We start from the raw sequence: 21,964 nt of genomic DNA on the forward strand, positions 1-21,964 counted from the left end.
GTTGGCTTTATTCTATTTATCAAATCTTGTTATATGACCATCATTTTTTTATTCTTTGGATTTATAATTGCTGCATTCCAGACTCTTATTCTTAAGGAAATTTGGCGAGTGAGCATTCGCCCAAAATGGTTATTATTTGTGATAACTCCTCTAGTCATTGTTTCTGCAGATTTATTATTAGACGATCAAATGACTGCTTTTGTGTTCTTTGGCTCTATGGCTTCAGTATTCCTCTTGGCTGTAATTGCCATCATATTTCGATCTTCAACACCTCATCATGACGATTCAAATTCTTACAGAACCCGTAAAAGTTATTCGGAGATTGTGAAAGATTATCAACAACCTGTTTATTTAAACCCTTTTTGGGGAATCATCTATCAGCTCTATGTTGTTGTGATGATTTTAATTTTCATTTTTGTTCCCAAAGACACTTATAATTCTGAAAATAACTACCAAACAATCGAAAACGATTTGTCTCTTCAGTTGCTTTCTTTGTTTATTTTCTCCGGTTTTTCAATCATTATTTTACTTTATAAATTTTTAGAGAAGAAAACATACTACCTTCCTACAATATTTACGACTAAAAAAACGCTGTCGACTCCAAAAGAATTCCAAATTAATAAAGCAATAACAATCGGAATAACAACGATTAGCTTTGTATTATTTCTTAAATTTTGTTACGATCATGGAATGTATCATATGCTGAGAAACCTATTGACTTCATTTAATGAATCAACATTTTTTTCGATCAACAGTGCCGTTCTTGTTTTTATTATTTTTAATTCTATTATTTTATTCATCAATCCCGAGCATGTTGCAAAACGAAATATGTTACGAATAGTTTTTCTTATTCGTTCGGCTTATATCAGTATATTTCTTTCAGCTGCAATCGTTATACCTCTGATGATTTTAGAAGATAAATTAAGTTATTTAAACATGAGTTCAGAAATTGTTCTCTTTTTAGGATTCAATTTTGTTTTACTTATCAATGAAATTTCATTATTTATTAAATATCGAAAAGGTTTGTTGGATTAATCTATACATACTATCTAAGAGATTTTAACTAAATTTACAACAAAGCTTTGTATTTTGACACCTAAAGAAATTCTTTTCAGCTATTGGAATTATCCTTCATTCAAAACACCTCAAGAGGAAATCATCTCAAGTGTTTTAAATGGAAAAGATACTTTGGCTATTTTGCCAACCGGTGGAGGTAAATCTCTTTGTTATCAGATTCCTTCCATCATCTTCGAAGGATTAACTTTGGTCATTTCACCTCTAATTGCGTTGATGAAAGATCAAGTGCAGAATTTACAATCCAAAGGAATCTCCACAGCATATATTACCAGCGAATTAGATTTGAATACAATCGGAAAAATTTTAGATGATTGTCAAAATAATAAAATAAAATTACTGTATGTTTCACCAGAACGGTTACAAAGCAGACTTTTTATCGAACGCCTGAAACAAATAAAAATTAGTTTACTTGCAGTGGATGAGGCACATTGTGTTTCTGAATGGGGACACGATTTCCGTCCTGCTTATCATCGAATTTCCAGATTAAAAACCATTCTACCAAAAGTTCCGATTTTAGCGTTGACAGCAACAGCGACAGAAAAAATTCAACATGAAATAATTCAAAAACTTGAACTTGAAAATCCGGCAGTTTTTAATTCTTCTTTAAAAAGAGAAAATCTTTCATACAATGTTTTTCTCTCTTCAGATAAGAAAAAGGATTTGATTTATTATTTAAAAAAATATCCAGGCCCGAGTATTATTTTTGTTCGAAATAGAAAATTAACTTATGAAATTTCAAACTTTCTAAGTCAAAATGGTTTTGATACAGATTATTTTCACGCCAAGCTAACCAAAGACGAAAAAGAGCAGAAACAGCAAGATTGGACCTTGAGTAATACACGCATTATGGTCTCGACAAATGCATTTGGAATGGGAATCGATAAGCCAAATGTGCGTACCGTTTTTCATATCGATTTACCGCAAGGAATCGAAGCATATTATCAGGAAGTTGGCCGAGCAGGGCGCGATGAACAGGAAGCTTCAGGTATCTATCTTTACAATCCTGATGATCGGATTCAGGCAGAAAATATTTTTAAAGCGAACTTGCCCTCTCAACAGGACTTTGTCAAAATATCCAATTGTTTATTTAGTCAACTCCAACTCGCCGAAGGCGAACTGACTGAAATGAATTATCAATTAGATATTCCAAAATTTGTTGAAAAATTTGGATTAAACTTAAAAATGGTTCTTCAATTTTTAGAATTTCTGAATACAAAAGAAATTATTCAACAAAAGAATTATTCACAAAACAGTACACTTCAAATTTTAGTCTCACCACATACGATTAATTTGAACGAAAATAAAATTTTCGATTATTTACAACGCCATTATCCAGGAATTTATACCTACAATAAAGAGATTTCTGAAAGTAAAATGGCTTTCGATTTACATATGAGTATAAGTGATATTCGAAATTCGTTGCACGACTATCACAAAAATGGAACAATTAATTATTCGGATCGATTTTTAGCACGATTTAGATTTCTTGTCCCAAGAGATTCAACTGCTTTCAAAAATAAATTGTGGAAAGATTTTGAATCCATTCAAGTCAACAATTGGAAACGTTTGCAAGCTATGGCTTATTATGCTGAACAAAATACCATCTGCAGAGAACGTTTGTTGTTTGGCTATTTTAATCAAAAATCAGACGAAAATTGTGGGAAATGTGACATTTGTCAAGCAAAAACACATTCAAAAAACTTCAATTCAAATGATTTAATTGATTATTTGAAAGAAGGTTCAAAAACGCAAGCCGAAATCCTTTCAAAATTCATAAATTCGCCAAAAGATAAAATCGTCGAAGAATTACAATATTTAATCGACGAAATGCGGGTTCAACCAATTGGATTCGATTCTTATAAACTAATAGAATAAAAATGCGAGTAGTCTTTATGGGTACGCCCGAATTTGCGGCGACATCTTTGAATGAAATCAATACAAATAGTCATCACGAAATAGTTGGAGTTGTTACTGTTCCTGACAAACCATCCGGAAGAGGACAAAAGATGAATATTTCAGATGTGAAGAAATATGCTGTAGAACACAATTTACCATTGGCTCAGCCGGAGAAATTACGTGACGAAAATTTTATAGAAACATTGAAGAGCTGGAATGCAGATGTATTTGTTGTGGTTGCTTTTCGCATGTTGCCACAAGTTGTATGGTCTATTCCATCGAAAGGAACATTCAATTTACACGGTTCACTTCTTCCTCAGTATCGTGGAGCTGCACCAATTAATTGGGCCGTGATGAACGGAGATACTGAAACCGGAGTGACAACTTTCCTGATTGATGAAAAAATTGACACTGGAAATATTTTAATTGCGGATAAAGTCGCAATTGGAGAAAATGATAACGTTGGTAAGATTCATGATCAGTTGATGCAGGTTGGAGCTAAATTGGTAGTAAAGACATTAGATGGTTTAGAAAATGATGTGTTAAAACCTCATCCGCAAGATGAAACAAATGAATTGAGACACGCTCCAAAAATATTTAAAGAAGATTGTAAAATCGATTGGAACGAGACCATTCAAAATATTCACAATAAAATTAGAGGGCTTTCTCCTTATCCTTGTGCCTGGACAACTTTTGGAAATGGAGAGAATTATAAATCTTTAAAAATATATGGCGGTTTAAAAACAGATTTGATTTTGGAAGCCGAAAATTTCCAACTTGTCTTACAAAAGAATAACCTTTATCTAAAACTGCCTCAAGGTGTTTATGAAATACTAGAACTTCAGCCGGAAGGAAAACGCCGTATGTCAGCGAAAGACTTTATCAATGGGCATCAAAACGAAGACACCTTATTCGTAAAATAAGTACTTATTTACTGATTTTCGACACAAATTTCTTAAAAAATGTAAAATTTCTTGATTTTTTTTACGTTGAAACTTGCACAAATAAAGGGAAAGAGTATATTTGTGTATAAATTAATTTAAAAAGTTACAACTATGAACAAATCAGAACTTATTGATGCGATTGCAGCGGACGCTGGAATTTCTAAAGAAGCTGCTAAAAAAGCCTTGAACTCATTTACAGAAAATGTAACTAAAGCTTTAGCAAAAGGTGATAAAGTTGCTTTAGTAGGATTCGGGACTTTCTCAACTTCTGAGAGAGCTGCAAGAACAGGTATCAATCCTCAAACTAAAAAAGAAATCAAAATTGCTGCTAAAACGGTAGCTAAATTCAAAGCTGGATCTGAATTATCAGGAGCAGTTGATACAAAAAAGAAAAAATAATTTCTTGATATAAAAAACCACTTCAAATGAAGTGGTTTTTTTATTGAAGATTTTTCTGTTTACATTCTACTTAAAAAAGGACTCGTTTATTCGAGTCCTTTTTTACTTTTTAAAATTTAATCTTCTGTTAAATCTGTTTTATATGTTTCCGGGATTGTAAAATAATTGACTAAAATTGCAATAAATATTAATACCAAAGGATAAGCAAGCCCAACATATGGAGACATTGCAGCAGAAACAATAAGTGTACTTTTTATTAATTCCGTTATAAATGTTGTTGCTCCGCCAATAAATCCATTTCCCATATTCTGAGCAAACCCCATACTTGTATACCGAATCTTAGTTGGAAAAATCTCTAACATAAATGCTCCAAGAGGTCCATAAGTAGCAGCTCCTGCAATAGACGTAATTAAACTAACTACTATAATTCCGAAAACAGCTAAGTTAGAAATGCTGTGGACATCTTTCAACCCTTCCGGGTTTCCTAATTTCATGTACAAGAAAAATGATAAGGGAATAAGAATAAAACTACTGATCATTCCTCCCAACATGACAGGTTTTCGACCAATTTTGTCGCTTAATGCTCCAAACCATTGATAAAAGAAAGAACTGAATAATGTCGAACATAAAACAACAATTAATACTGTTTCGTAAGGCAAATTAACTGCTCTTTGCAAAAAGAATAAAGTGACAAACAAGGTCGTTTGCATAATTGTACTTTGTGCTGCATTTCCCCCAAAAATAGCTTTCAGCATCAGTTTTACATTTCCTGGAGTTGTAAAAGCATCTTTAATTGGCGTTTTAGATGTTTTTCCTTCCTTCTTTAACTGTTCAAAGATTGGACTTTCGTGTAAACGCTGGCGAATGAAATAACTTAAAATAACCAATACTCCACTAAATAAAAATGGAATTCTCCATCCAAAACTATTGAAGCTTTCTTCTGATAAAAATGATTGTGTTAAGAAAACGACCAATAAACATAACAAAAGTCCTATTGGAACTGTTGCCTGAATAAATCCTGTGTAAAAACCTCTTTTCTCAGCCGGAGCATGCTCTGCCACATAGATGACCGCACCAGCATACTCTCCACTAATTGCAAGACCTTGCATGATGCGGCAAATTAATAACAAAACAGGGGCAAACCAACCTACATTATCAAAAGTTGGAATACAACCAATTAAAAATGTTGCTGCTCCCATCATAATTAAAGAAACTAAGAATGAATATTTTCTACCAATACGATCTCCGATACTTCCAAAAATTAAAGAACCGATCGGACGAAACATAAATGAAGATACAACTACTGCGAGAGTTTCTAAGAAATGTGAAGAACCATCATTGGGGAATAATTGTGTCGAAAGTACGCTTGCCAAGATAATGGCCAAAAACATATCATACCATTCAATTAATGTTCCTACTGATGATGCCAAAATAATTTGGAAAATGTTATCCTTCTTCGCAACTGTATGCGAAGTATCTAAAGTATTTGTACTCATATTTGTTTATGATTTTAGAAGTTAAATAATGTTGTAAGTTGAAATCTATTGTTATTGGCCAAGTATTTATTCTCTGTTCCGGTTCCTTTTATTGTTGCATCTGCCCATTGTGCAGTACTACGATCGTACTCTAATCTGAACTTTAAAGCTTTGCTTAAAGTAAAATCTAAACGGGGAACAACTTTGTACAAATAATTTACTGTTCGTGTCCCGGGAGTTGCAGAAATAGCTCCCCAGCTTGTGGTTACACCATACGAAGTTGCTGTCGCTCCTTCAACCGGGTCTTTCACTCCATTATTTTTAACATATCCTGCAAATAATCCAAATGAAAATTTTCCTGTAGAATTTTGTTGTAAATCAATCCACATACTATGTGTATTCATGGGTTTATATGTTTCTACTGCGGTTGGACTTGTTTGGTACCCAACTATTCCTCCAAGCTGTACAAACGACGAGGCATCCTGCATCAAATACCCCGCAACAGTTATCTGTAATGGTTTTGTATTCAACTTAGAGTACGCCATAAATGAAATATTCTCTACTCGTTCAGTTGACTTGACAGGTGGATTTCCGGAAGATAATTTAGGCTTTAGATTTTCATATTGTGCTCCAATCCCAGCTGTAAAAAGTTGCGATTTATATTGAAACTGAAGATGAGCCGCTGGCATTCCGCTATTTCGAAAAGGTTCTGTATTTGGAGTAAAATCACGCTGCGAGTGCAATGCAGCAATCACTTTAAATTTATCGGTAAATTTATGCGTTAAACGAACTTGCGGATTTCTATTCAACGCATAAACTGGTGCACCTGTTCCATAATTTGCTACATTTGGTAAAGCTTCTAATACAACAAACGGATGCCAATATTGTCCAATCCCTAATTGCGTTTTTTCCCAATCTAACATGACATAAGCATGTCGCAGTCGAAATTCGTTAATCCCTCCTTCTGTTGCTCCAAAAAATTCTCCTTCTAAAATACCCGAAGTTTTAGCTCCCAATAATTCCGGTCCTTTTAAGTTAACCCCAGCTCTCGAAACAATTGATAGCATATGGAATTTTGAAGCATCATTGATATCTGCACCATTTACATCCAATAATCGGTCTTTTGGATAAAGTGGTACCAATACTTCTCCAGCTCCAATCATTTGGCGTGTATCCATGAAAATATCATTTCGAATAAATCCATAAAACTGTACTTCTACTTTGTCTTTGTTCTCCTTTACTTGTACTATTTCCGGTTTATCTACAACAACACTATCTATCGCGCTCTGCTGAGCATAGACATAGCTATAGCTGCAAAACATGGCCAGGTAAGCCATTTTTGTAAATTTATTACTCATTTTTTTGTGATAATTTTGAGTGACTAAAATAATCAAAAGAAAAAAACTAACAAATGTTCGTTATTCATTTATGAATAAAATATTCCAACTTTATTAAATTAATTGTTTTCTGAGGAATTTTTTAAGAAATAACTATTTTGTGAATGATTTCGGAAAGAAATTTTATGAATATCGCATTCAAAATAGTGTACCAAATACACTTATCAACATATTTTTTTTATTAGAAACTAAGAAGAAAAATCGAGAGAAGAATAGTGATTTCACAAATGAGGAGAAACTTATCTTCTCTCGTAGTTTTAGTTTTAAAAATGTATGCAAATTTATTGAATACAGAATTTTATTCGGCATAATCATTAATAAGCTTATGTTAAATCACTAAAAAAAGGGAATTTTCTAATTATATTTACATGAAACTGAATTATACATAAAATTTATGTATAAATATTCAGTCTACATCATAATATAGGTCAATTATTTATTAAATTCTAAAACAGAAATATTTAATAAACTATAATTTAAGTTAATTTTTTAAGTTTTTTTTTAGAAAAAAGATAAATGTTGGAGCTATTTTTGCTTTGCAAATTATAACTATGCAAACAAACATTGAAATACATTCATTAACTAATGTTGATTTAGAAGAGTTAACTGCTTTATATAACCTTTCTTATCAAAATTATTACGTAACCATTCATCTTTCAGTAGAACAGTTTCAAGGAAAGTTGAAAATGGAAGACATTCATCTTGACTATTCTATTGGAGCAAGCATTGATGGAAAATTGGTTGGATTTTTACTTTACGGAATACGAGAGTATGATGGTCTAAAAACAGCATATATCGGAGGAACAGGGGTTTGTCCTGAACATCGAGGAAAAAAAATCACCCAACAAATGTTAGACTTTAGTTTTCCTAGACTAAAAGAATTTCATGTGAAAAATATTTTTTTAGAAGTCAACATAAAAAATGATTTTGCAATAAATGCTTATGAAGCATGTGGTTTTGAAAAAACCAGAGTACTTAACAGCTACAGAGGAATTCCAATTTTAGTTGTCAATCCATTGCATGAAATTGTAGAATTTGAAGAGTTGGATTTGATTACCAGTGAAAATTTTTGGGATATAAAACCTACGTGGAAAAATGATATTCAGAGTGTTAAAAATATTATCAAGGACTGTCAAATCAACGGAATTTATGAAGACGGAATCTTAGTTGCCTATAAAATTATTAATAAGAATAATACACGTATCTATCAATTTGGTGTCCATCATGATTATAGAAACCGTTATTTGGCTTCTATCCTATTCAGTGACCTTAAAAATAAAGAAATCAAAATGATTAATGTTGATGAAAAAGAAATCTCAACAAATGATTTTATACAATCATTAGGATTAGAATTGTACGACAAACAATATGAAATGAAAAAAGAATTATAATACTAAAAAAAGAGCTTCTATTTTGAGAAGCTCTTTTTTTAGTTAACCCTATTTTAATTCAAAAAAATCGCGCTTTCCAATTTTAATTTTTACCCCATTTTCTAAACTAAAATTACTTAAAGGATCCATCTTTTTTTCTCCATTAATTTGGACTGCCCCACTCTCTATTAAGCGTCTCACTGCTGTTTTTGATAAATCATTTTTTAATTGATGACAAATCTCTAATAAATTAATCTTTTCATTTTCAACCATTAGAGATGAAATTTCAATTACGTCAAAAATACGATCTTCATTATTTCTTTTCTGGTATTGATTATTGAAAAATTCTTCTGCTGTTTCTGCTTCTTTTATTGTATGATATTGCGTAATAATATTCTTCGCAACTAATTTTTTAATCAGCATCGGATTATTTGTTTTCAACTGCTCGTTGAGCTGCTTTTTTTCTTCAATGGAAAAATCTGTTGCCAATGCAATATATTCTTCTAACAAATCATCAGGAATTGACATTGTTTTGCCAAACATTTCATTTGGTTCATCCGTCAATCCAATAATATTATTTAGCGATTTGCTCATTTTTTCTTTTCCGTCTGTTCCTCGTAACAACGGCATACACATCACAATTTGAGCTGCACCTCCATTTGTTTCCTGTAACTGACGTCCCATTGTACAATTGAACAATTGGTCTGTTCCTCCCATTTCAATATCCGCATGAATCTGGACCGAATCAAATGCCTGTAAAATAGGATATACCAATTCGTGCATGGCGATTGGTGTATTTTCCGTAAAACGTTTATTAAAATCGTTTCTATGCATCAATTGTGCAACTGTAACTTTTGATAACAATTGAATCACTTCATTGAATGCTAATTGATTTAACCAGTCAGAATTAAAAACAATTTCAGCTTTATCTACATCGATTATTTTGGATAATTGGTTGATGTATGTCTCAGCATTTTTTTGTACTTGCTCCGCATTCAAAGGTTGTCTGCTCTTATTTTTTCCTGTAGGATCCCCTATTTGAGCTGTAAAACTACCAACCAAAATAACAATCTGATGACCTAAATCTTGAAATTCTTTCAATTTTTTCAACACAACTGCATGTCCTAAATGTAAATCTGGCGCAGTAGGATCAAATCCAAGTTTGATCCGTAGCGGACGATTTTCTTTTTCAGATAATTTCAATTTTTCTTCCAAACCATTTTCCGGCAAAAAAATAGCGACGTTTTCTTTTAAACTTTTAAGATTTTTCATGTTTTTTCAAAATAAAAAAGCCCGGGCAAAATTGCCCGGGCTGTAGATTATGATTAAATTTTTGACGTACAAAATTAATACGAAGTATACACATAGTCTACCCGAGCAAATACTGTACGATAATAAGTGCTAAAAAATGGCAAACGTAATATGTGTTGCAAAAACTTCATTTATAGTGCAAAGTTAAGCATAGTTTTTCAGTTTATGGATTTTCTTTCCAGATTTTATCCGAAGTTTCTAAATATACAGGTAATGCCGCCGATCCATACCAATTATAAATTTCAACATCTAAAAGTTTAGCTTCAACAGCGGGATCTGTCTGCAAAATATGCTGCATTTCTTCCATTGAGGCAACATCCTGGAAAATAAAAATTCCACGATAATTCTTTTCATTCTTTCCCATAGGTCCTGCTACAACCAATTTTTTATCTTTTACCAAACGGTTGATATTTTCCATATGCCCTCTGAATTTTTCAGCAATTAAATTTTTATCAGTCGATTGATTTGGTCCTGTTTTTAAAATCACTAAGAAATAAGATTTCATTCCATAATCGTCAGCCCTTAATTCTTTCGCTAAATTTTCGTCATAGTTTTTATTGGTTGTCTGAGCAGATAATGCAACAGAAAAAATAAATAAGAATAAAATACAATATTTCTTCATAAGTAAGTTTTTATAAAAATAGTTTAAAAAAAGATTTTCTATAAAAATATTTTTCAACTTAACTTTGTTTAAAATTATATTTGATGAGTCAGAAAACTGCAAAGACAAATGCAGTCCGTATTTTAGATACGCACCAAATTCCGTACGAATTACGTGAATATGAAGTAGACGAAGAGCATGTTGATGCCATGCATGTAGCAGAATCTTTGGGCGTGAATCCTGAGGGAATTTACAAAACATTGATTTTAAAAGGAAATGTAGAACCTTACATTGTTGCTGTAATCCCTGCAAATACGCATCTTGATATGAAAAAGTTTGCCAAAGTTTCCGGGAACAAAAATTGCGAAATGCTTCCTTTAAAAGATGTACTGAATGTCACAGGTTATATTCGCGGTGGATGTTCGCCAATTGGAATGAAAAAACAATTTCCTACCTATATCGAAGAATTGGCTATCTTACAAGACCGAATATGTATTAGCGCAGGAAAACGAGGCTTACAAATTCTATTAAATGCGGAAGATTTAAAACCTTTAATTGGAGCTCAATTTGCAGATATCACTCAATTCTATTGAACATTTCTTTCTGTTAATTCTTATTATTCAACACTAATTCTTCTAAAATAGCAGGAAATTTCGCCTCTTCTTCAAATGTAAGATTCGGATTTGCATATACTATAATTCCATCTTTATCAATAACGTAAGTTGCTCTATTGTTATAACCTAAACGATTGTAAGAGTTATAAGCTAATGAAATTTCATAATTATAATCGTTAAGATAGGTAATATTAGTTGTTCTTAAAGCAGATTTCCATCGTTCCAATAGAGGATTTGTCGAACTTGAGATAGCGTAGCTTTTCACTTTACCTAGCAAAGGATTATGATCAATCAATTGGATTTGGGCAGCACAAGTCATCATTGCTTTTTTATCAATTGAGGTAAAATCAGGTAAAATCTGACCGCTAAATGCTGCCGGATAAAATGTCAGTACTTTGAAATTTGAGGTATCATCAAGTAATTTTATGCTTGAATTGTTTTCATAATTTGGTCCATTCAAAATAAAATCCGGTGCTTTATCTCCTACTTTCAAAATTCTATTTGTCTTTAAATCAACGTCTATCTCGTCCGTTTTCGATATTTTTTTAACCCATTTTTCTAGCGGTTTCAAATGTTCTCCTTGTGCACGATAATCATTATCTCTCAAAATAATTTTATTGTCTTTATCCAATAAAAAAAGTATTGAGCTTTCCACTAAAATCTTATTCGCAGACAAAGAAACAGGTATAATAGTCGAAATTGAATTTTGCTTAAATGGTTTTAATCCCAACGACTGATAAACTTTTCCATAATCATCATAAATGACCTGTGCCCCATTCAATTTATTTTGATTTGAAGAATCATTAAATGTAAAAGATTGCTTGACTTCTTTACCCCATTTATCTTCTTCATTTACAACATAAATCACATCTATTTTAGGTGAATTTTTCGATGTAAATGCTAATCCTTGAACAAAATAATAATACAAAGACGTTGTCAGCATACTTGCATAGTCATTTGTCTTGTAAAGACTTGGTGTAAAAATGATAATCTTCAGATGAGATGACTGATCTAAATTCTCAATTTTATTGATCGGGAATTGGTCGCCTACATTCAAATTCTGAGCTTTCACAAAAGATAAACTAAAAACGACGAATAAAAGAGTACAAATTCTTAACATAAGACATTTACTTTAAACAAAACGAGTGGATTTAAAACTTTCACAAGATAACTCTTTTTCAAATCTTATATAAGACCAAAAACTTAATTTCTTTTCGAAATGAGAATTAAATATAACGTATCACAAAGTATATTTTCAGTAAATCGGCTATCTTTGCAAAAATTTTAACTTTAAAAATTTATATTCAAATGGAATTCAATGTTACTCATGCTTTGAAACAATTAAATGCTGATTATTCGGAAGATAAAGCATCTGAAGTTATAGAAAATTTACTGTATAATTCTACTGATTTTTCTGACGAAGACCATGAGATGATTGATAAATTGGGCGATAAGTTTTCACGAATTGCTGCTCAGATTTTTGTAGAAGATTTAGCTTATGATTTCAATACGTTAGTTAATTATTGGGAAGCTTTTATTGGTCAATTAACAGAAGAACAATCCCAAAATTTATTGAATTTTGCGATCGAACAAACTGATGTAGATTTCGTAGAAGATTTTATTATCGGTTACAGAAAGTTTTATACCAATCCGAAAGAAAGTATCACTTTCTTCAATAAGTTAAATGAGGATGAATTCTATGAAATCAAATTCTTCAAAGCACGTTGCTATGAAGTTTTAGAAGAGAATGAAAAAGCTGTTGAAGCCTATATGAATTACTTAAATTCTGCTCATTTTAATGAAAATGAAAATGCTGAACAAGCTGCTGTAAACAAATTTTATATCAGTCATAGTATTGCTCCTTTATTGGTTAAAATGAAGAAATACGACGAAGCAAAAGTTTATTTTGATCACGTATTGGGTACTATAAGTTTTGAAGATTATTTATCTAATTTTGAACATTCCAATTATCAAGAAATAAAACTGTTTTTAAAAGACTATATTACTACTTTAGAAAATACTGGTGATCAGACAACAGCGAAAGAAGTTTCTCAAAAAATAATGGAATATTTTTCTTAAAATTACAACATTCGCAAATCTATTATTGATATTTTATAAAATAATGATAAATAAACAGATTTAACTTTTTATTATCAATATAATAAATCTAATCTATTTTAGCATAAAAAAATAAACAGTTAAACATTTATTAAAATAAGAATTTACCTTACCTTTGTACTATAAATAATTTATTCATAGTTGTTAAGGATAGTGACGTTTGATTTTTGAAGAAGAATATCCTTAATAAACAGAGTTTTTTTATAGTATTTTTAGGTTGGTTAATGGTTCAATGAAAGTTGAGCCATTTTTTATTTCTTAAAACCATAAGCACAGTGTCTGCAACCGTTTTCACAACATTTTCCTTTTTGATAATGAAAAAACTCTGTGAAAACCCAATACCCATTTTCAATGTAGTAATGTATATGTGGTATAAACTCCGAAGGCATGGTCGGATGTTTGTATTGTTGATTAAGTGTTTCAAAATAATCTAATTGGCTCAAACAATTATTACATAAACAGCTGTAATGTGTTTTCTTCAGAAATTCAATTGTTTCTCGTTTTAATTCGATCTTTGAACAATTACAATTTTCTATTTCATTTACCTTACATTCGATGATTTCGTTACAACGAGAACAATTTTCTGTCATTTTATTGGATTGATATTAGTTACCGGTTCCTTAAATTACAAATTTTCTTAAACTTTTATTAAAACTTAAAATTAACATTCTTTATAAGCATGATGAATAAATATATATCAATTAATTTTATTAAGTCATCAAAGAAATCTTTCATAAATAAATTATTTATAATCAAAATCTTATGAAATTTGTAAATGAATAAAGAGAAAGACATTCTCCTTATTCGTTTAGTGTTTTATAGTAGTTTTGATTGGTAAAAATCCTCTGAAAAATTTTTCAGAGGATTTTTTATTTATTTCTTTAATTTATCCATCAACAATCCAATTACAAAACCAATAATTGAAGGTACTACCCATCCTAAATCATAAGCAAAGAAAGGTATTTTATTCAAACTCGTAACCGTTGCATCATCAAACATTCCTAATAATTTCAACAATCCTAAAACTGCAATAATCGTCGAAGCTATCAGCGCAAAAACATAGGGTGTTTTACTTTTTACAATTTTACCAAACAAGACAATATAAATGACTAAAGTAATTGTAATCGGGTAAACAAATGCCAATGGAGGATACGCAAAATTGATAATTTCATCTACTCCTTTTATTGATAATCCGAATGAAATTAACGTACACAAAACGACTAAAACGGTATAACTTAACTTTCCGTTTGTTAGACGTCCAAAAAAAGTTCCGACAGCTGATGTTAAAGCGATGGCAGTTGTAAGACACGCAAACCCCATACATAAAGCGATTGCTATTAATCCATAATGTCCTAGTGTATTTCGAGAAATTTCGATTAGTAATTCTGCACGAGAAATAGCTGGGTTCGTAACACCCGAAGTCGCTCCTAAATAAATCAGTCCTCCATATACAAATAGCAGACAAGTCGTGGATAAAAATCCAGATACGATTACAATCTGAGATTTACTGTTTGTATCTGTATAACCTTTATCACGTGCAGCTGCAATAATAATTCCAGCAAAAATAACAGATGCCAATACATCTAATGTCTGATAACCTTCCACAAAACCTTTCGAAAAAGATTCCATCATCGTTAGTTTTGAAGGAATAAAATCAGCTGTTGGATGAACAATTCCTATCACAATTAATAAAGACAATAAAACTAATAATACAGGTGTAAGATAATTCCCAATAACATCCACAACCTTAGATGGGCGAATAGCTAAAATAAGCGTTACAGAAAAAAAGACCAATGATCCCCAAAGTGGATCCATTTCAGGGAAAAATGGTTTGAGACCTACTTCAAAAGTTGTAGCAGCTGTACGAGGAATGGCAATTAACGGACCGATACAAACCATAATAATTGTTCCTAAAATTGCGGCCAAATGTTTATTGATACGATGTCCTAAATCATTGAAATCATCTCCGGAAAAGACCACAGATAAAATCCCTGTAAAAGGTAATAAAATACCAGTTAAACCAAATGCCAACATTGCAACAAAATAATTAGAGCCAACTTCAACCCCAATTAACGGAGGTAAAAGAAGATTTCCTGCTCCAAAAAACATCGCAAACAACGCAAATCCAAGCGTTAACACATTGGTAAACTTTTTATTTCTCATATCACTAATACTTCTCTCTATTTTAAAAAAATGGTTTGCAAATTACTACAATTACATTTTGAAGCTCTAAACTTAGTAGAATTATTCGATAAACACACAGCCAATTTATAAATTAGACAGATTTGAATAAATATTAATTCATTATCTTTAATTATTTTGAACGAGATTACGAATCATTTAATCATCTATCTCTTCAAAAATTAATTCATTTGTATTTTTTAAAACCGAAATGATACGATTAGTTGGTGCATAATTTTCTCCATTTGGTTGAAAATATTCTCTTGTATAGGAATGTTTATCTTCATAGTTCCAGATTACTTTTTTGCCATTATAACGATCAGGATAAATTTTATTCATTGAAGAATATACAGAATCAGGCATAAAATTTTGTGAAGATTCTATTTCATTAATCAATCGATTTTTATCTTGGTCTGAAATTTCTAACCTAAACGTGTGATGATAATCGCCAATTCCTGAAAAAGATTCATTCTTAATCAATTTAAAGTCATCATTTAGTTTAAAATTTAAATCCTCTACCAACTCAATCGCATCGTTTTTAGAAAATAATTCATCTTCATAAATTATGTTTACAGAAATATAAATAATACAAAAAATATATAAAATAATAGAATATTTGGCCGTTTTTGGATTGAAATATTGTTTTACAATTCCAAAAAGAGAATACCCTATTAATATCAAGAATATAATAATTACAGTAAATAAAACTAAGAGTACAATTCCAAAATATACATTCATAATGCTTGATCATTTATGCTTTTTAGTTTTAAAATTTTTGAAATAGTATTAATGAGATAAATATTTAACATCATAAAACAAATTGATATTGTAGGGTATTCAAAAACTGCAAAAAGTATTATTAAGAAACTAAAAAGAAGGAGTAAAACAACGGCTAATAGTATTGAAAAATAATTAAGAAAACTAAAACCTATTGTTTCTTCATCATCAAAATTAGTGTAGAATATCATTACTATAAAATTAACTACAATTAAAAGAAATAATAGATAAGTTAAAAAAGGTGTATAAAAACCTAAATCATTAATGATATGAATAATTGTTTCATCCAAAATAAAAGCAATTGGAATAAAAAGCCAAGTCATGTTGGTCCAAACAAATATTTTTCCGGGATTAATAAATATTTTACCTAAAAATAACTCCGAAATTTTATCTATTTTTAGGTACAATGATAATCCAAATAAACAGATTACAAACTCTATCATAAAAATAGATACACAGAAAATTATATCATTATTTTTCACCACACTATCAGTAAAGGAAATTGCCATCAACACAAGGCCGATGACAAAAATTCCTAAAAAGAAATGTATAACAGTTATGTTGTTTTGCTCCATTCGATGTTTTTAGAATAGTACATTAAGATTGCTACGATGATAAACAATCCTATACTTCCCACTAATAAAGCGTGTTCTTTGAGTTGTAAAATACTGTAAATAAATGCGTATAATAGGATTAACATCAATGTAATTTTGAATGTTAAACCAAATGACTTTAAAAATGAATTGACAAAAAAAGTAATCAATAAAATAGTTGCTCCTGATGAAATAAAATAGGCAAAATCAAAACCTAAATATTCTGATAACGATAACAATAAGACGAAATTGACACAGATTGCAAAACCAACCAACGCATATTGTACCAAATGAATATTGAAATGATTACGACTTTCGATAAAGAAAAATGCCACAAATGTTAGTCCAATAAAGAGAATAGCATATTTTGTCGAGCGATAGGTTTTGTCATAATGATCATTCATCTGCAAGAAATTAACGCCAAAACTATAATCAGAAAAGTTAGAAGCATCTTGCCAAATTTGCCCTTGCAAAGGATTTTGCTGATAAATTGACCACTTTACATGCGTTTTTCCATTTTTGGTTTCCGGATCAGAATTGGGCAAAAAATTGCCATCATATTTCAAATCTTTCCAATTTGTTGTCAAATCAACTTTTGTATTGATTGCAGACGGAATAAAATTCAGCATTTGAGAGCCTTTCATGACCAAATTGATCGAAACTTGATTAAAGTCAAAAGTAGAAGGATCAACTTTCTGCGACATCATTTGTACCGGCATCACTTTTGTTGATTTTTTAGATTCTTCCGAATACTCACCTGTTCGAACTTTATCTTCCGGATAAATATCTATTGCAGATGTCGTATTGTCTGCCGTTAACGGATAGTTTTTATTATTTGAACGCACAATTACTTTATTTTCATATCCTTTTGAATCTGAAATTCCGAAAATAATTTTAGTGGAAACGACATTTTCTGCAGCTACTCCAATTTCTTTTAATATTTCTGCATAATTCATAAATTTAGAAGTTACATTCAATTTTGAATTGTATACCACTGCGTCGTAAATACTTCTACTTTTTAACTGCGTGTCGATTGTTCCGTTCATATTCAAATCATTTGCCGAAACGTACTTTTTTACATGTTGCTGAACAACCTTACCTTGCCCATTATTTACATTTTCCACGTAAGTAATTTCTACAAATGGGCCATAAATTGTTTGCTTTCCACTCCATTTATCCGAAATCTCTGCAATTACATTTTCCTTACTCCCTTGTCGTTCTTCTATAAGGTTTAGAATAAAAGGAATGGGAATTAATAATCCCAACACCAAGAGGCATACTAAAAAACCTTTAATCATTGTTTTGTTTTGCGAATAAACCGATTGATTTTCAGCTGGGTATTCGTTTTCTGATTTGTTATTTTCCATAAGTTTGAAATTTTATTATTATTTTAAAAGTACTTTGTTTTTCAAAGTTGAGAAACAAAAAAAATTATTTTATATTCTTTATTAATTTTTCCAGGTAATTTAAATGCTCCTGAAAGGCATGTTTTCCAAGTGCGGTAATCGAGTAAGTTGTATTGGTTTTACGCCCGATAAATCCTTTGTGTACAGTGATATAATCATTTTCTTCCAAATTTTTTAGATGGGAAGCCAAGTTTCCATCCGTTAAATCTAAAAAATCTTTCAAATCCTTAAAAGAAATCTCTTCATTCATCACCAAAGCACTCATAATTCCCACGCGAATACGGTTATCAAAAACTTTGTTTAATTTATTTAGATTAAAATCCATGACGCAAATTTAAGCTTTGTAATCATATTTTCGTACCATCCAAATCCCAAAAATTACATGCAGTGCACCAAATCCTATACACCAAAACAATAAACCATTGTAAATAAAATAGAAAGCCAATAAACCTAAAATTATTTCACAAAGAGCTAAATATTTAATCTCTACAATTGTATCGCGTTCTACTGTATATAATGCCAGTCCATAGAATAATAATGTGGCAGGGGCAACATAAGCGAAACTAAAATTTTTGATAAAAATTAAACTCATTATTCCTCCGACAATCAAAACAAATAAGAATTTTCGTAAGATACGTTTAGTCACCGGGTTAATGAATCGAACGCCATCTTTTGCAGATTTCCTTGTCATAAAAAAGAATCCACCAACACAAGCTACAATTAATGTAATTGCACCTAATATCAATAATTTCAATTCCAAATTGTTTCTTACAACGGATGTTAAATCTCCTCTGTAATTAAATTGAAGTGCATCTTTCAAAATAAGAAAATAGGCTATAATCGCAGATAACATTCCCACTACTCCAACCCAAATTCCACTCCACCCACTTATACTCGTGAATTTTGAAGAACGCTGCATCATTGACTTGATTTCGTTTAAACTTTCTACAGGATTATTTGAATTCATATTAAAAGCACTTTGAAATACAAAGTTAATACAAAATTTGAATCCTCAAAATAAAATTTAAAAAAAATCCAACTTCTTTAGAAGTTGGATTTTTTCATCTGCATATCGCTATTTTAAGGATTTGTCGACCACAAAGAAGCTGAAGCTAACATGGCTCTTTTGTCTAACTTTAAAATGTCGACAATTAATTGGGCAAAATCTTCCGGTTGTAAAACTTTTTCAGGATCTCCATCTGTAATTTTCAACACATCTTTTGACATTTCAGACGCAATTGTACTTGGTGTTAATGTTGTCACACGAATATTTTTCTTTCTCAATTCGAACATTAAAGATTCTGATAAACCAATTAAACCTGCTTTAGAAGCAGAATAGGCAGAAGTTACTGCATTTCCTTTCAATCCGGCAGTTGAAGATACATTGATAATATCACCACTTCCTAATTCTACCATTGACGGAATAACAGCTTTAGAAACATAATAAGGGCCAAATAGATTTGTACGAACAATATCTTCCCAATCATTTTCCGGCATTTCTAAAAAACTTCCGAAAGCTGCAATTCCTGCATTATTGACTAAGATATCAAAAGCTCCAAAACTTTCTATTAAACGTTGAAGCTGCATTTTAACTTCTATTTTTTCTGCTACATTAAAAATCGAATAATCAGCATTTACACCAAAACTTTTAATCTCATTAACAGTTTCTTCTAACAATTTTTTGTTTCTGCCTGTCACAGCAACATGCACACCTTCTTTCGCTAAAGCTAAAGCGACTGCTTTTCCTAAACCTCTGCTACCTCCTGTAACCAAAGCTTTCTTATCTTTTAATTCTTGCATAATTATTTTATAATTAATATTTTACAGTTTAAAGGGAAGTCTTTTTTTGTGGGTTTATTTTACAAAGATAAACAACAAAGATTTCTGGTAAAAATTATTTTTTTTATACTCACTTTTGAGTATTTTTGATCGCATAAAATATTCACTAGCGAATGGACATACCTTTATTTTTTACTCTACTCTTTATCAATGTACTGTCTTTTATTTTATTTAAAATAGATAAAAGAAATTCTATCATTGGAAGAAGACGTATTTCTGAACTCACTCTTTGTTTTGTAACTTTAATCGGTGGAACCTTAGGATCAATTGCCTCCATGCAGATTTATCACCATAAAACAAAAAAGACATCGTTCATTGCTAAGATATTAATCATAATAGCGCTTCAGTGTAGTATATTATTATTCTTGGCAGATAGAATTTAGTCCAACTATAACCTAAACCTACGATTATCTTTTTTCTCTGCCTGTTGCTTTTTTTGATTCAATCTTTTTTGCTGAGAAGCTTTACTGGGTTTAGTTTTCTTTCTAAACTTAGGAATCAGCAAAGATTTCTCAACCAATTCTCTTATCTTTTTAGTCACAATCTCTTTATTCTCCAATTGCGAGCGAGACTCCTGAGAATTTATAAGTAAAAATCCTTCTGAATTTATTTTATTCTTCAATTTCTCTATAATTAAAGCTTTTTCTCCTTCTGAAAAAAACTGAGACTCAGAAACGTTCCATTTGGCTAAAACCATGGTTTCGACTTTATTTACGTTTTGTCCTCCAGCACCGCTGCTACGAGCCGTTTTATAGATTATTTCTGACGAAAAGTCTTTCATATTAATTCTTTTTTGTAGCAAACAAAATATGTGAAAACAAACAAATCATCGTAAAAATTATTCCAACTGATACAACGCCGTTCCATTGGAATTTTTCCCAAGCATTTGCAGCAATAAATGTACCTAAAGATCCTCCAATAAAATAGCTCGTCATGTAAACAGTATTTACTCTGTTTCCTGCTTTTGCGTCTAAACCAAATATAATCGTTTGATTTGAAACGTGCATCGCCTGTAACCCTAAATCAATCAGAATAACACCTACTATTAATCCCCAATAAGTTAACCCGAATTGATAGAAAAATCCCCATGCGACCAACATTGTAAGGATAGAATAAAGTATAATTCTCGATATTGATAATAATCTTGAAACCTTTCCAACTAAAGCAGCGGCCAATGCTCCTACTGCTCCCACCAGACCAAAAGCACCTGCAACATCACTTCCTGCAAAAAAGGGGGCTTCTTCTAAATGAAAAACCAACGTTGTCCAAAAGGCACTAAATGCAGCGAAACCAGTTGCTCCACGAAATGAAGCCAATCTCAATTGAGATTGAGATTTTACTAAGTCAACAATCGATTTCATTAAACCACTATAAGTTCCTTTGAAATTTGGTGGAATTTCTGGTAAAAATATATAAATGGCAATCCAAAGAAATACCATTAAAAACGCTCCAATTAAATAAACATCTCTCCAGCCTAAATATTCTCCGATAAAACCACTGAAAACCCTCGAAAGCAATATCCCTACCAATAAACCGCTCATCACCATTCCAACTGCCTGAGCTTTATTTTCCGGTTCTGCCAATTCAGCAGCCATAGGCACAAATACTTGGGGAATAACTGAGGTAAAACCGATTAAGAAACTTAAAGGAAAAAGCCATGTCACTGAAGGAGCGAAATACATTCCTAAGAGCGAGGCTGTTATAAAAACAAAGTCAATCAAGATCATTCGTTTTCTTCGCAATAAATCTCCTAACGGAATGATAAACAATAATCCAAATGCATAACCTATTTGGGTTAACATGGCAATGGCAGAAATTTGACTTTCAGAAACTTTAAAATCTTTTGCAATCAACGATAATAATGGCTGATTGTAATAATTATTTGCCACAACCAAACCGCTTCCAATTATCATAATCCACAAGACAATCGGGGTAAGTTTAGGTTTCTTCACTCTATTTTCCATTC

The 21,964-nt window shown here is 31.2% G+C and carries 23 protein-coding genes; 8 read left to right on the forward strand and 15 right to left on the reverse strand.

Annotation, left to right across the window (positions count from 1 at the left end; translation table 11 throughout):
• The first annotated feature begins 33 nt into the window (after nt 1–33).
• The 4 genes from H277_RS0112380 to H277_RS0112395 all read left to right on the forward strand — a co-directional run bounded on the left by H277_RS0112380 (nt 34) and on the right by H277_RS0112395 (nt 4,316).
• Complete coding sequence (locus H277_RS0112380) at nt 34–1,035, forward strand: hypothetical protein (RefSeq protein WP_019975914.1); 1,002 nt, start codon at nt 34–36, stop codon at nt 1,033–1,035.
• A 54-nt stretch (nt 1,036–1,089) separates the two neighbouring features.
• Nucleotides 1,090–2,952 (forward strand): RecQ family ATP-dependent DNA helicase, encoded by a 1,863-nt coding sequence (locus H277_RS0112385; protein WP_019975915.1) that lies wholly within the window; start codon nt 1,090–1,092, stop codon nt 2,950–2,952.
• A 2-nt stretch (nt 2,953–2,954) separates the two neighbouring features.
• Complete coding sequence (gene fmt, locus H277_RS0112390; RefSeq protein ID WP_033422700.1) at nt 2,955–3,896, forward strand: methionyl-tRNA formyltransferase; 942 nt, start codon at nt 2,955–2,957, stop codon at nt 3,894–3,896.
• Nucleotides 3,897–4,028: 132 nt separating this feature from the next.
• Nucleotides 4,029–4,316, forward strand: coding sequence for an HU family DNA-binding protein (locus H277_RS0112395; protein WP_019975917.1), 288 nt, complete (start codon nt 4,029–4,031; stop codon nt 4,314–4,316).
• Between the two features lie 116 nt (nt 4,317–4,432).
• Here the strand turns inward: H277_RS0112395 and H277_RS0112400 are convergent, their stop codons facing one another.
• Both H277_RS0112400 and H277_RS0112405 read right to left on the reverse strand, forming a co-directional pair.
• A complete protein-coding gene (locus H277_RS0112400) occupies nt 4,433–5,812 on the reverse strand; it encodes an MFS transporter (protein WP_019975918.1) in 1,380 nt (459 codons plus the stop codon).
• Nucleotides 5,813–5,826: 14 nt separating this feature from the next.
• Nucleotides 5,827–7,149, reverse strand: coding sequence for a DcaP family trimeric outer membrane transporter (locus tag H277_RS0112405; protein WP_019975919.1), 1,323 nt, complete (start codon nt 7,147–7,149; stop codon nt 5,827–5,829).
• A gap of 590 nt (nt 7,150–7,739) precedes the next feature.
• Here H277_RS0112405 and H277_RS0112410 point away from each other — a divergent pair.
• Nucleotides 7,740–8,579, forward strand: a complete 840-nt coding sequence (locus tag H277_RS0112410; RefSeq protein ID WP_019975920.1) for a GNAT family N-acetyltransferase — start codon at nt 7,740–7,742, stop codon at nt 8,577–8,579.
• A gap of 48 nt (nt 8,580–8,627) precedes the next feature.
• Here the strand turns inward: H277_RS0112410 and tyrS are convergent, their stop codons facing one another.
• Nucleotides 8,628–9,830 (reverse strand): tyrosine--tRNA ligase, encoded by a 1,203-nt coding sequence (tyrS, locus tag H277_RS0112415; protein WP_019975921.1) that lies wholly within the window; start codon nt 9,828–9,830, stop codon nt 8,628–8,630.
• Nucleotides 9,831–10,032: 202 nt separating this feature from the next.
• On the reverse strand, nt 10,033–10,491 hold the full coding sequence (locus tag H277_RS0112420; protein WP_019975922.1) for a YciI family protein: 459 nt from the start codon (nt 10,489–10,491) through the stop codon (nt 10,033–10,035).
• A gap of 83 nt (nt 10,492–10,574) precedes the next feature.
• Here H277_RS0112420 and ybaK point away from each other — a divergent pair, with 83 nt between their 5' ends.
• Nucleotides 10,575–11,063, forward strand: coding sequence for a Cys-tRNA(Pro) deacylase (gene ybaK, locus H277_RS0112425; protein ID WP_019975923.1), 489 nt, complete (start codon nt 10,575–10,577; stop codon nt 11,061–11,063).
• Nucleotides 11,064–11,076: 13 nt separating this feature from the next.
• Here the strand turns inward: ybaK and H277_RS0112430 are convergent, their stop codons facing one another.
• Nucleotides 11,077–12,204 (reverse strand): redoxin domain-containing protein, encoded by a 1,128-nt coding sequence (locus tag H277_RS0112430; RefSeq protein ID WP_026357576.1) that lies wholly within the window; start codon nt 12,202–12,204, stop codon nt 11,077–11,079.
• A gap of 188 nt (nt 12,205–12,392) precedes the next feature.
• Between H277_RS0112430 and H277_RS0112435 the strand changes: the two genes are divergently transcribed.
• On the forward strand, nt 12,393–13,163 hold the full coding sequence (locus H277_RS0112435) for a hypothetical protein (RefSeq protein ID WP_019975925.1): 771 nt from the start codon (nt 12,393–12,395) through the stop codon (nt 13,161–13,163).
• A gap of 290 nt (nt 13,164–13,453) precedes the next feature.
• Here the strand turns inward: H277_RS0112435 and H277_RS0112440 are convergent, their stop codons facing one another.
• The 8 genes from H277_RS0112440 to H277_RS0112475 form a co-directional block, all read right to left on the reverse strand.
• Nucleotides 13,454–13,792 carry a cysteine-rich CWC family protein gene (locus tag H277_RS0112440; RefSeq protein WP_019975926.1) on the reverse strand — a complete coding sequence of 113 codons (339 nt, stop codon included), beginning with the start codon at nt 13,790–13,792 and terminating at the stop codon, nt 13,454–13,456.
• A gap of 283 nt (nt 13,793–14,075) precedes the next feature.
• The gene (gene brnQ / locus H277_RS0112445) at nt 14,076–15,365 is read right to left on the reverse strand and encodes a branched-chain amino acid transport system II carrier protein (RefSeq protein WP_019975927.1); all 1,290 of its coding nucleotides are present in this window, start codon (nt 15,363–15,365) and stop codon (nt 14,076–14,078) included.
• A 177-nt stretch (nt 15,366–15,542) separates the two neighbouring features.
• On the reverse strand, nt 15,543–16,121 hold the full coding sequence (locus H277_RS0112450) for a glycosyltransferase family protein (protein WP_019975928.1): 579 nt from the start codon (nt 16,119–16,121) through the stop codon (nt 15,543–15,545).
• On the reverse strand, nt 16,118–16,735 hold the full coding sequence (locus H277_RS0112455) for a hypothetical protein (protein ID WP_019975929.1): 618 nt from the start codon (nt 16,733–16,735) through the stop codon (nt 16,118–16,120). The genes H277_RS0112450 and H277_RS0112455 overlap by 4 nt, the downstream gene beginning before the upstream one ends.
• Nucleotides 16,717–18,120, reverse strand: coding sequence for a cell envelope integrity protein CreD (gene creD / locus H277_RS0112460; RefSeq protein ID WP_019975930.1), 1,404 nt, complete (start codon nt 18,118–18,120; stop codon nt 16,717–16,719). Before creD ends, H277_RS0112455 begins: the two co-directional genes overlap by 19 nt.
• Before the next feature lie 64 nt (nt 18,121–18,184).
• Nucleotides 18,185–18,484, reverse strand: a complete 300-nt coding sequence (locus H277_RS0112465) for a winged helix-turn-helix domain-containing protein (RefSeq protein ID WP_019975931.1) — start codon at nt 18,482–18,484, stop codon at nt 18,185–18,187.
• Nucleotides 18,485–18,493: 9 nt separating this feature from the next.
• Nucleotides 18,494–19,126, reverse strand: coding sequence for a hypothetical protein (locus H277_RS0112470; protein ID WP_019975932.1), 633 nt, complete (start codon nt 19,124–19,126; stop codon nt 18,494–18,496).
• 113 nt (nt 19,127–19,239) lie between these two features.
• Complete coding sequence (locus H277_RS0112475; protein ID WP_019975933.1) at nt 19,240–19,959, reverse strand: 3-ketoacyl-ACP reductase; 720 nt, start codon at nt 19,957–19,959, stop codon at nt 19,240–19,242.
• 152 nt (nt 19,960–20,111) lie between these two features.
• Here H277_RS0112475 and H277_RS20020 point away from each other — a divergent pair, with 152 nt between their 5' ends.
• Nucleotides 20,112–20,381: a DUF1294 domain-containing protein gene (locus H277_RS20020; protein WP_236901551.1), complete on the forward strand. Its 270-nt coding sequence runs from the start codon at nt 20,112–20,114 to the stop codon at nt 20,379–20,381.
• A 5-nt stretch (nt 20,382–20,386) separates the two neighbouring features.
• Here H277_RS20020 and arfB read toward each other — a convergent pair whose 3' ends face one another.
• Together arfB and H277_RS0112490 are read right to left on the reverse strand one after the other, a co-directional pair.
• The gene (gene arfB / locus H277_RS0112485; RefSeq protein ID WP_026357578.1) at nt 20,387–20,779 is read right to left on the reverse strand and encodes an alternative ribosome rescue aminoacyl-tRNA hydrolase ArfB; all 393 of its coding nucleotides are present in this window, start codon (nt 20,777–20,779) and stop codon (nt 20,387–20,389) included.
• Between the two features lies 1 nt (nt 20,780).
• The gene (locus tag H277_RS0112490; protein WP_019975936.1) at nt 20,781–21,962 is read right to left on the reverse strand and encodes an MFS transporter; all 1,182 of its coding nucleotides are present in this window, start codon (nt 21,960–21,962) and stop codon (nt 20,781–20,783) included.
• Nucleotides 21,963–21,964 lie beyond the last annotated feature (2 nt).

It is taken from the genome of Empedobacter brevis NBRC 14943 = ATCC 43319 (assembly GCF_000382425.1).
In the GTDB taxonomy this organism is placed as follows: Bacteria; Bacteroidota; Bacteroidia; order Flavobacteriales; family Weeksellaceae; genus Empedobacter; species Empedobacter brevis.

Excerpts from the sequence above, each read along its gene's own strand:
- H277_RS0112380 (WP_019975914.1), top strand. The coding sequence starts at position 34 with ATGACCATCATTTTTTTATTCTTTGGATTTATAATTGCTGCATTCCAG.
- fmt (WP_033422700.1), top strand. The coding sequence starts at position 2,955 with ATGCGAGTAGTCTTTATGGGTACGCCCGAATTTGCGGCGACATCTTTG.
- H277_RS0112395 (WP_019975917.1), top strand. The coding sequence starts at position 4,029 with ATGAACAAATCAGAACTTATTGATGCGATTGCAGCGGACGCTGGAATT.
- H277_RS0112400 (WP_019975918.1), bottom strand. The coding sequence starts at position 5,812 with ATGAGTACAAATACTTTAGATACTTCGCATACAGTTGCGAAGAAGGAT.
- H277_RS0112405 (WP_019975919.1), bottom strand. The coding sequence starts at position 7,149 with ATGAGTAATAAATTTACAAAAATGGCTTACCTGGCCATGTTTTGCAGC.
- H277_RS0112410 (WP_019975920.1), top strand. The coding sequence starts at position 7,740 with ATGCAAACAAACATTGAAATACATTCATTAACTAATGTTGATTTAGAA.
- tyrS (WP_019975921.1), bottom strand. The coding sequence starts at position 9,830 with ATGAAAAATCTTAAAAGTTTAAAAGAAAACGTCGCTATTTTTTTGCCG.
- H277_RS0112420 (WP_019975922.1), bottom strand. The coding sequence starts at position 10,491 with ATGAAGAAATATTGTATTTTATTCTTATTTATTTTTTCTGTTGCATTA.
- ybaK (WP_019975923.1), top strand. The coding sequence starts at position 10,575 with ATGAGTCAGAAAACTGCAAAGACAAATGCAGTCCGTATTTTAGATACG.
- H277_RS0112430 (WP_026357576.1), bottom strand. The coding sequence starts at position 12,204 with ATGTTAAGAATTTGTACTCTTTTATTCGTCGTTTTTAGTTTATCTTTT.
- H277_RS0112435 (WP_019975925.1), top strand. The coding sequence starts at position 12,393 with ATGGAATTCAATGTTACTCATGCTTTGAAACAATTAAATGCTGATTAT.
- H277_RS0112440 (WP_019975926.1), bottom strand. The coding sequence starts at position 13,792 with ATGACAGAAAATTGTTCTCGTTGTAACGAAATCATCGAATGTAAGGTA.
- brnQ (WP_019975927.1), bottom strand. The coding sequence starts at position 15,365 with ATGAGAAATAAAAAGTTTACCAATGTGTTAACGCTTGGATTTGCGTTG.
- H277_RS0112450 (WP_019975928.1), bottom strand. The coding sequence starts at position 16,121 with ATGAATGTATATTTTGGAATTGTACTCTTAGTTTTATTTACTGTAATT.
- H277_RS0112455 (WP_019975929.1), bottom strand. The coding sequence starts at position 16,735 with ATGGAGCAAAACAACATAACTGTTATACATTTCTTTTTAGGAATTTTT.
- creD (WP_019975930.1), bottom strand. The coding sequence starts at position 18,120 with ATGGAAAATAACAAATCAGAAAACGAATACCCAGCTGAAAATCAATCG.
- H277_RS0112465 (WP_019975931.1), bottom strand. The coding sequence starts at position 18,484 with ATGGATTTTAATCTAAATAAATTAAACAAAGTTTTTGATAACCGTATT.
- H277_RS0112470 (WP_019975932.1), bottom strand. The coding sequence starts at position 19,126 with ATGAATTCAAATAATCCTGTAGAAAGTTTAAACGAAATCAAGTCAATG.
- H277_RS0112475 (WP_019975933.1), bottom strand. The coding sequence starts at position 19,959 with ATGCAAGAATTAAAAGATAAGAAAGCTTTGGTTACAGGAGGTAGCAGA.
- H277_RS20020 (WP_236901551.1), top strand. The coding sequence starts at position 20,112 with ATGGACATACCTTTATTTTTTACTCTACTCTTTATCAATGTACTGTCT.
- arfB (WP_026357578.1), bottom strand. The coding sequence starts at position 20,779 with ATGAAAGACTTTTCGTCAGAAATAATCTATAAAACGGCTCGTAGCAGC.
- H277_RS0112490 (WP_019975936.1), bottom strand. The coding sequence starts at position 21,962 with ATGGAAAATAGAGTGAAGAAACCTAAACTTACCCCGATTGTCTTGTGG.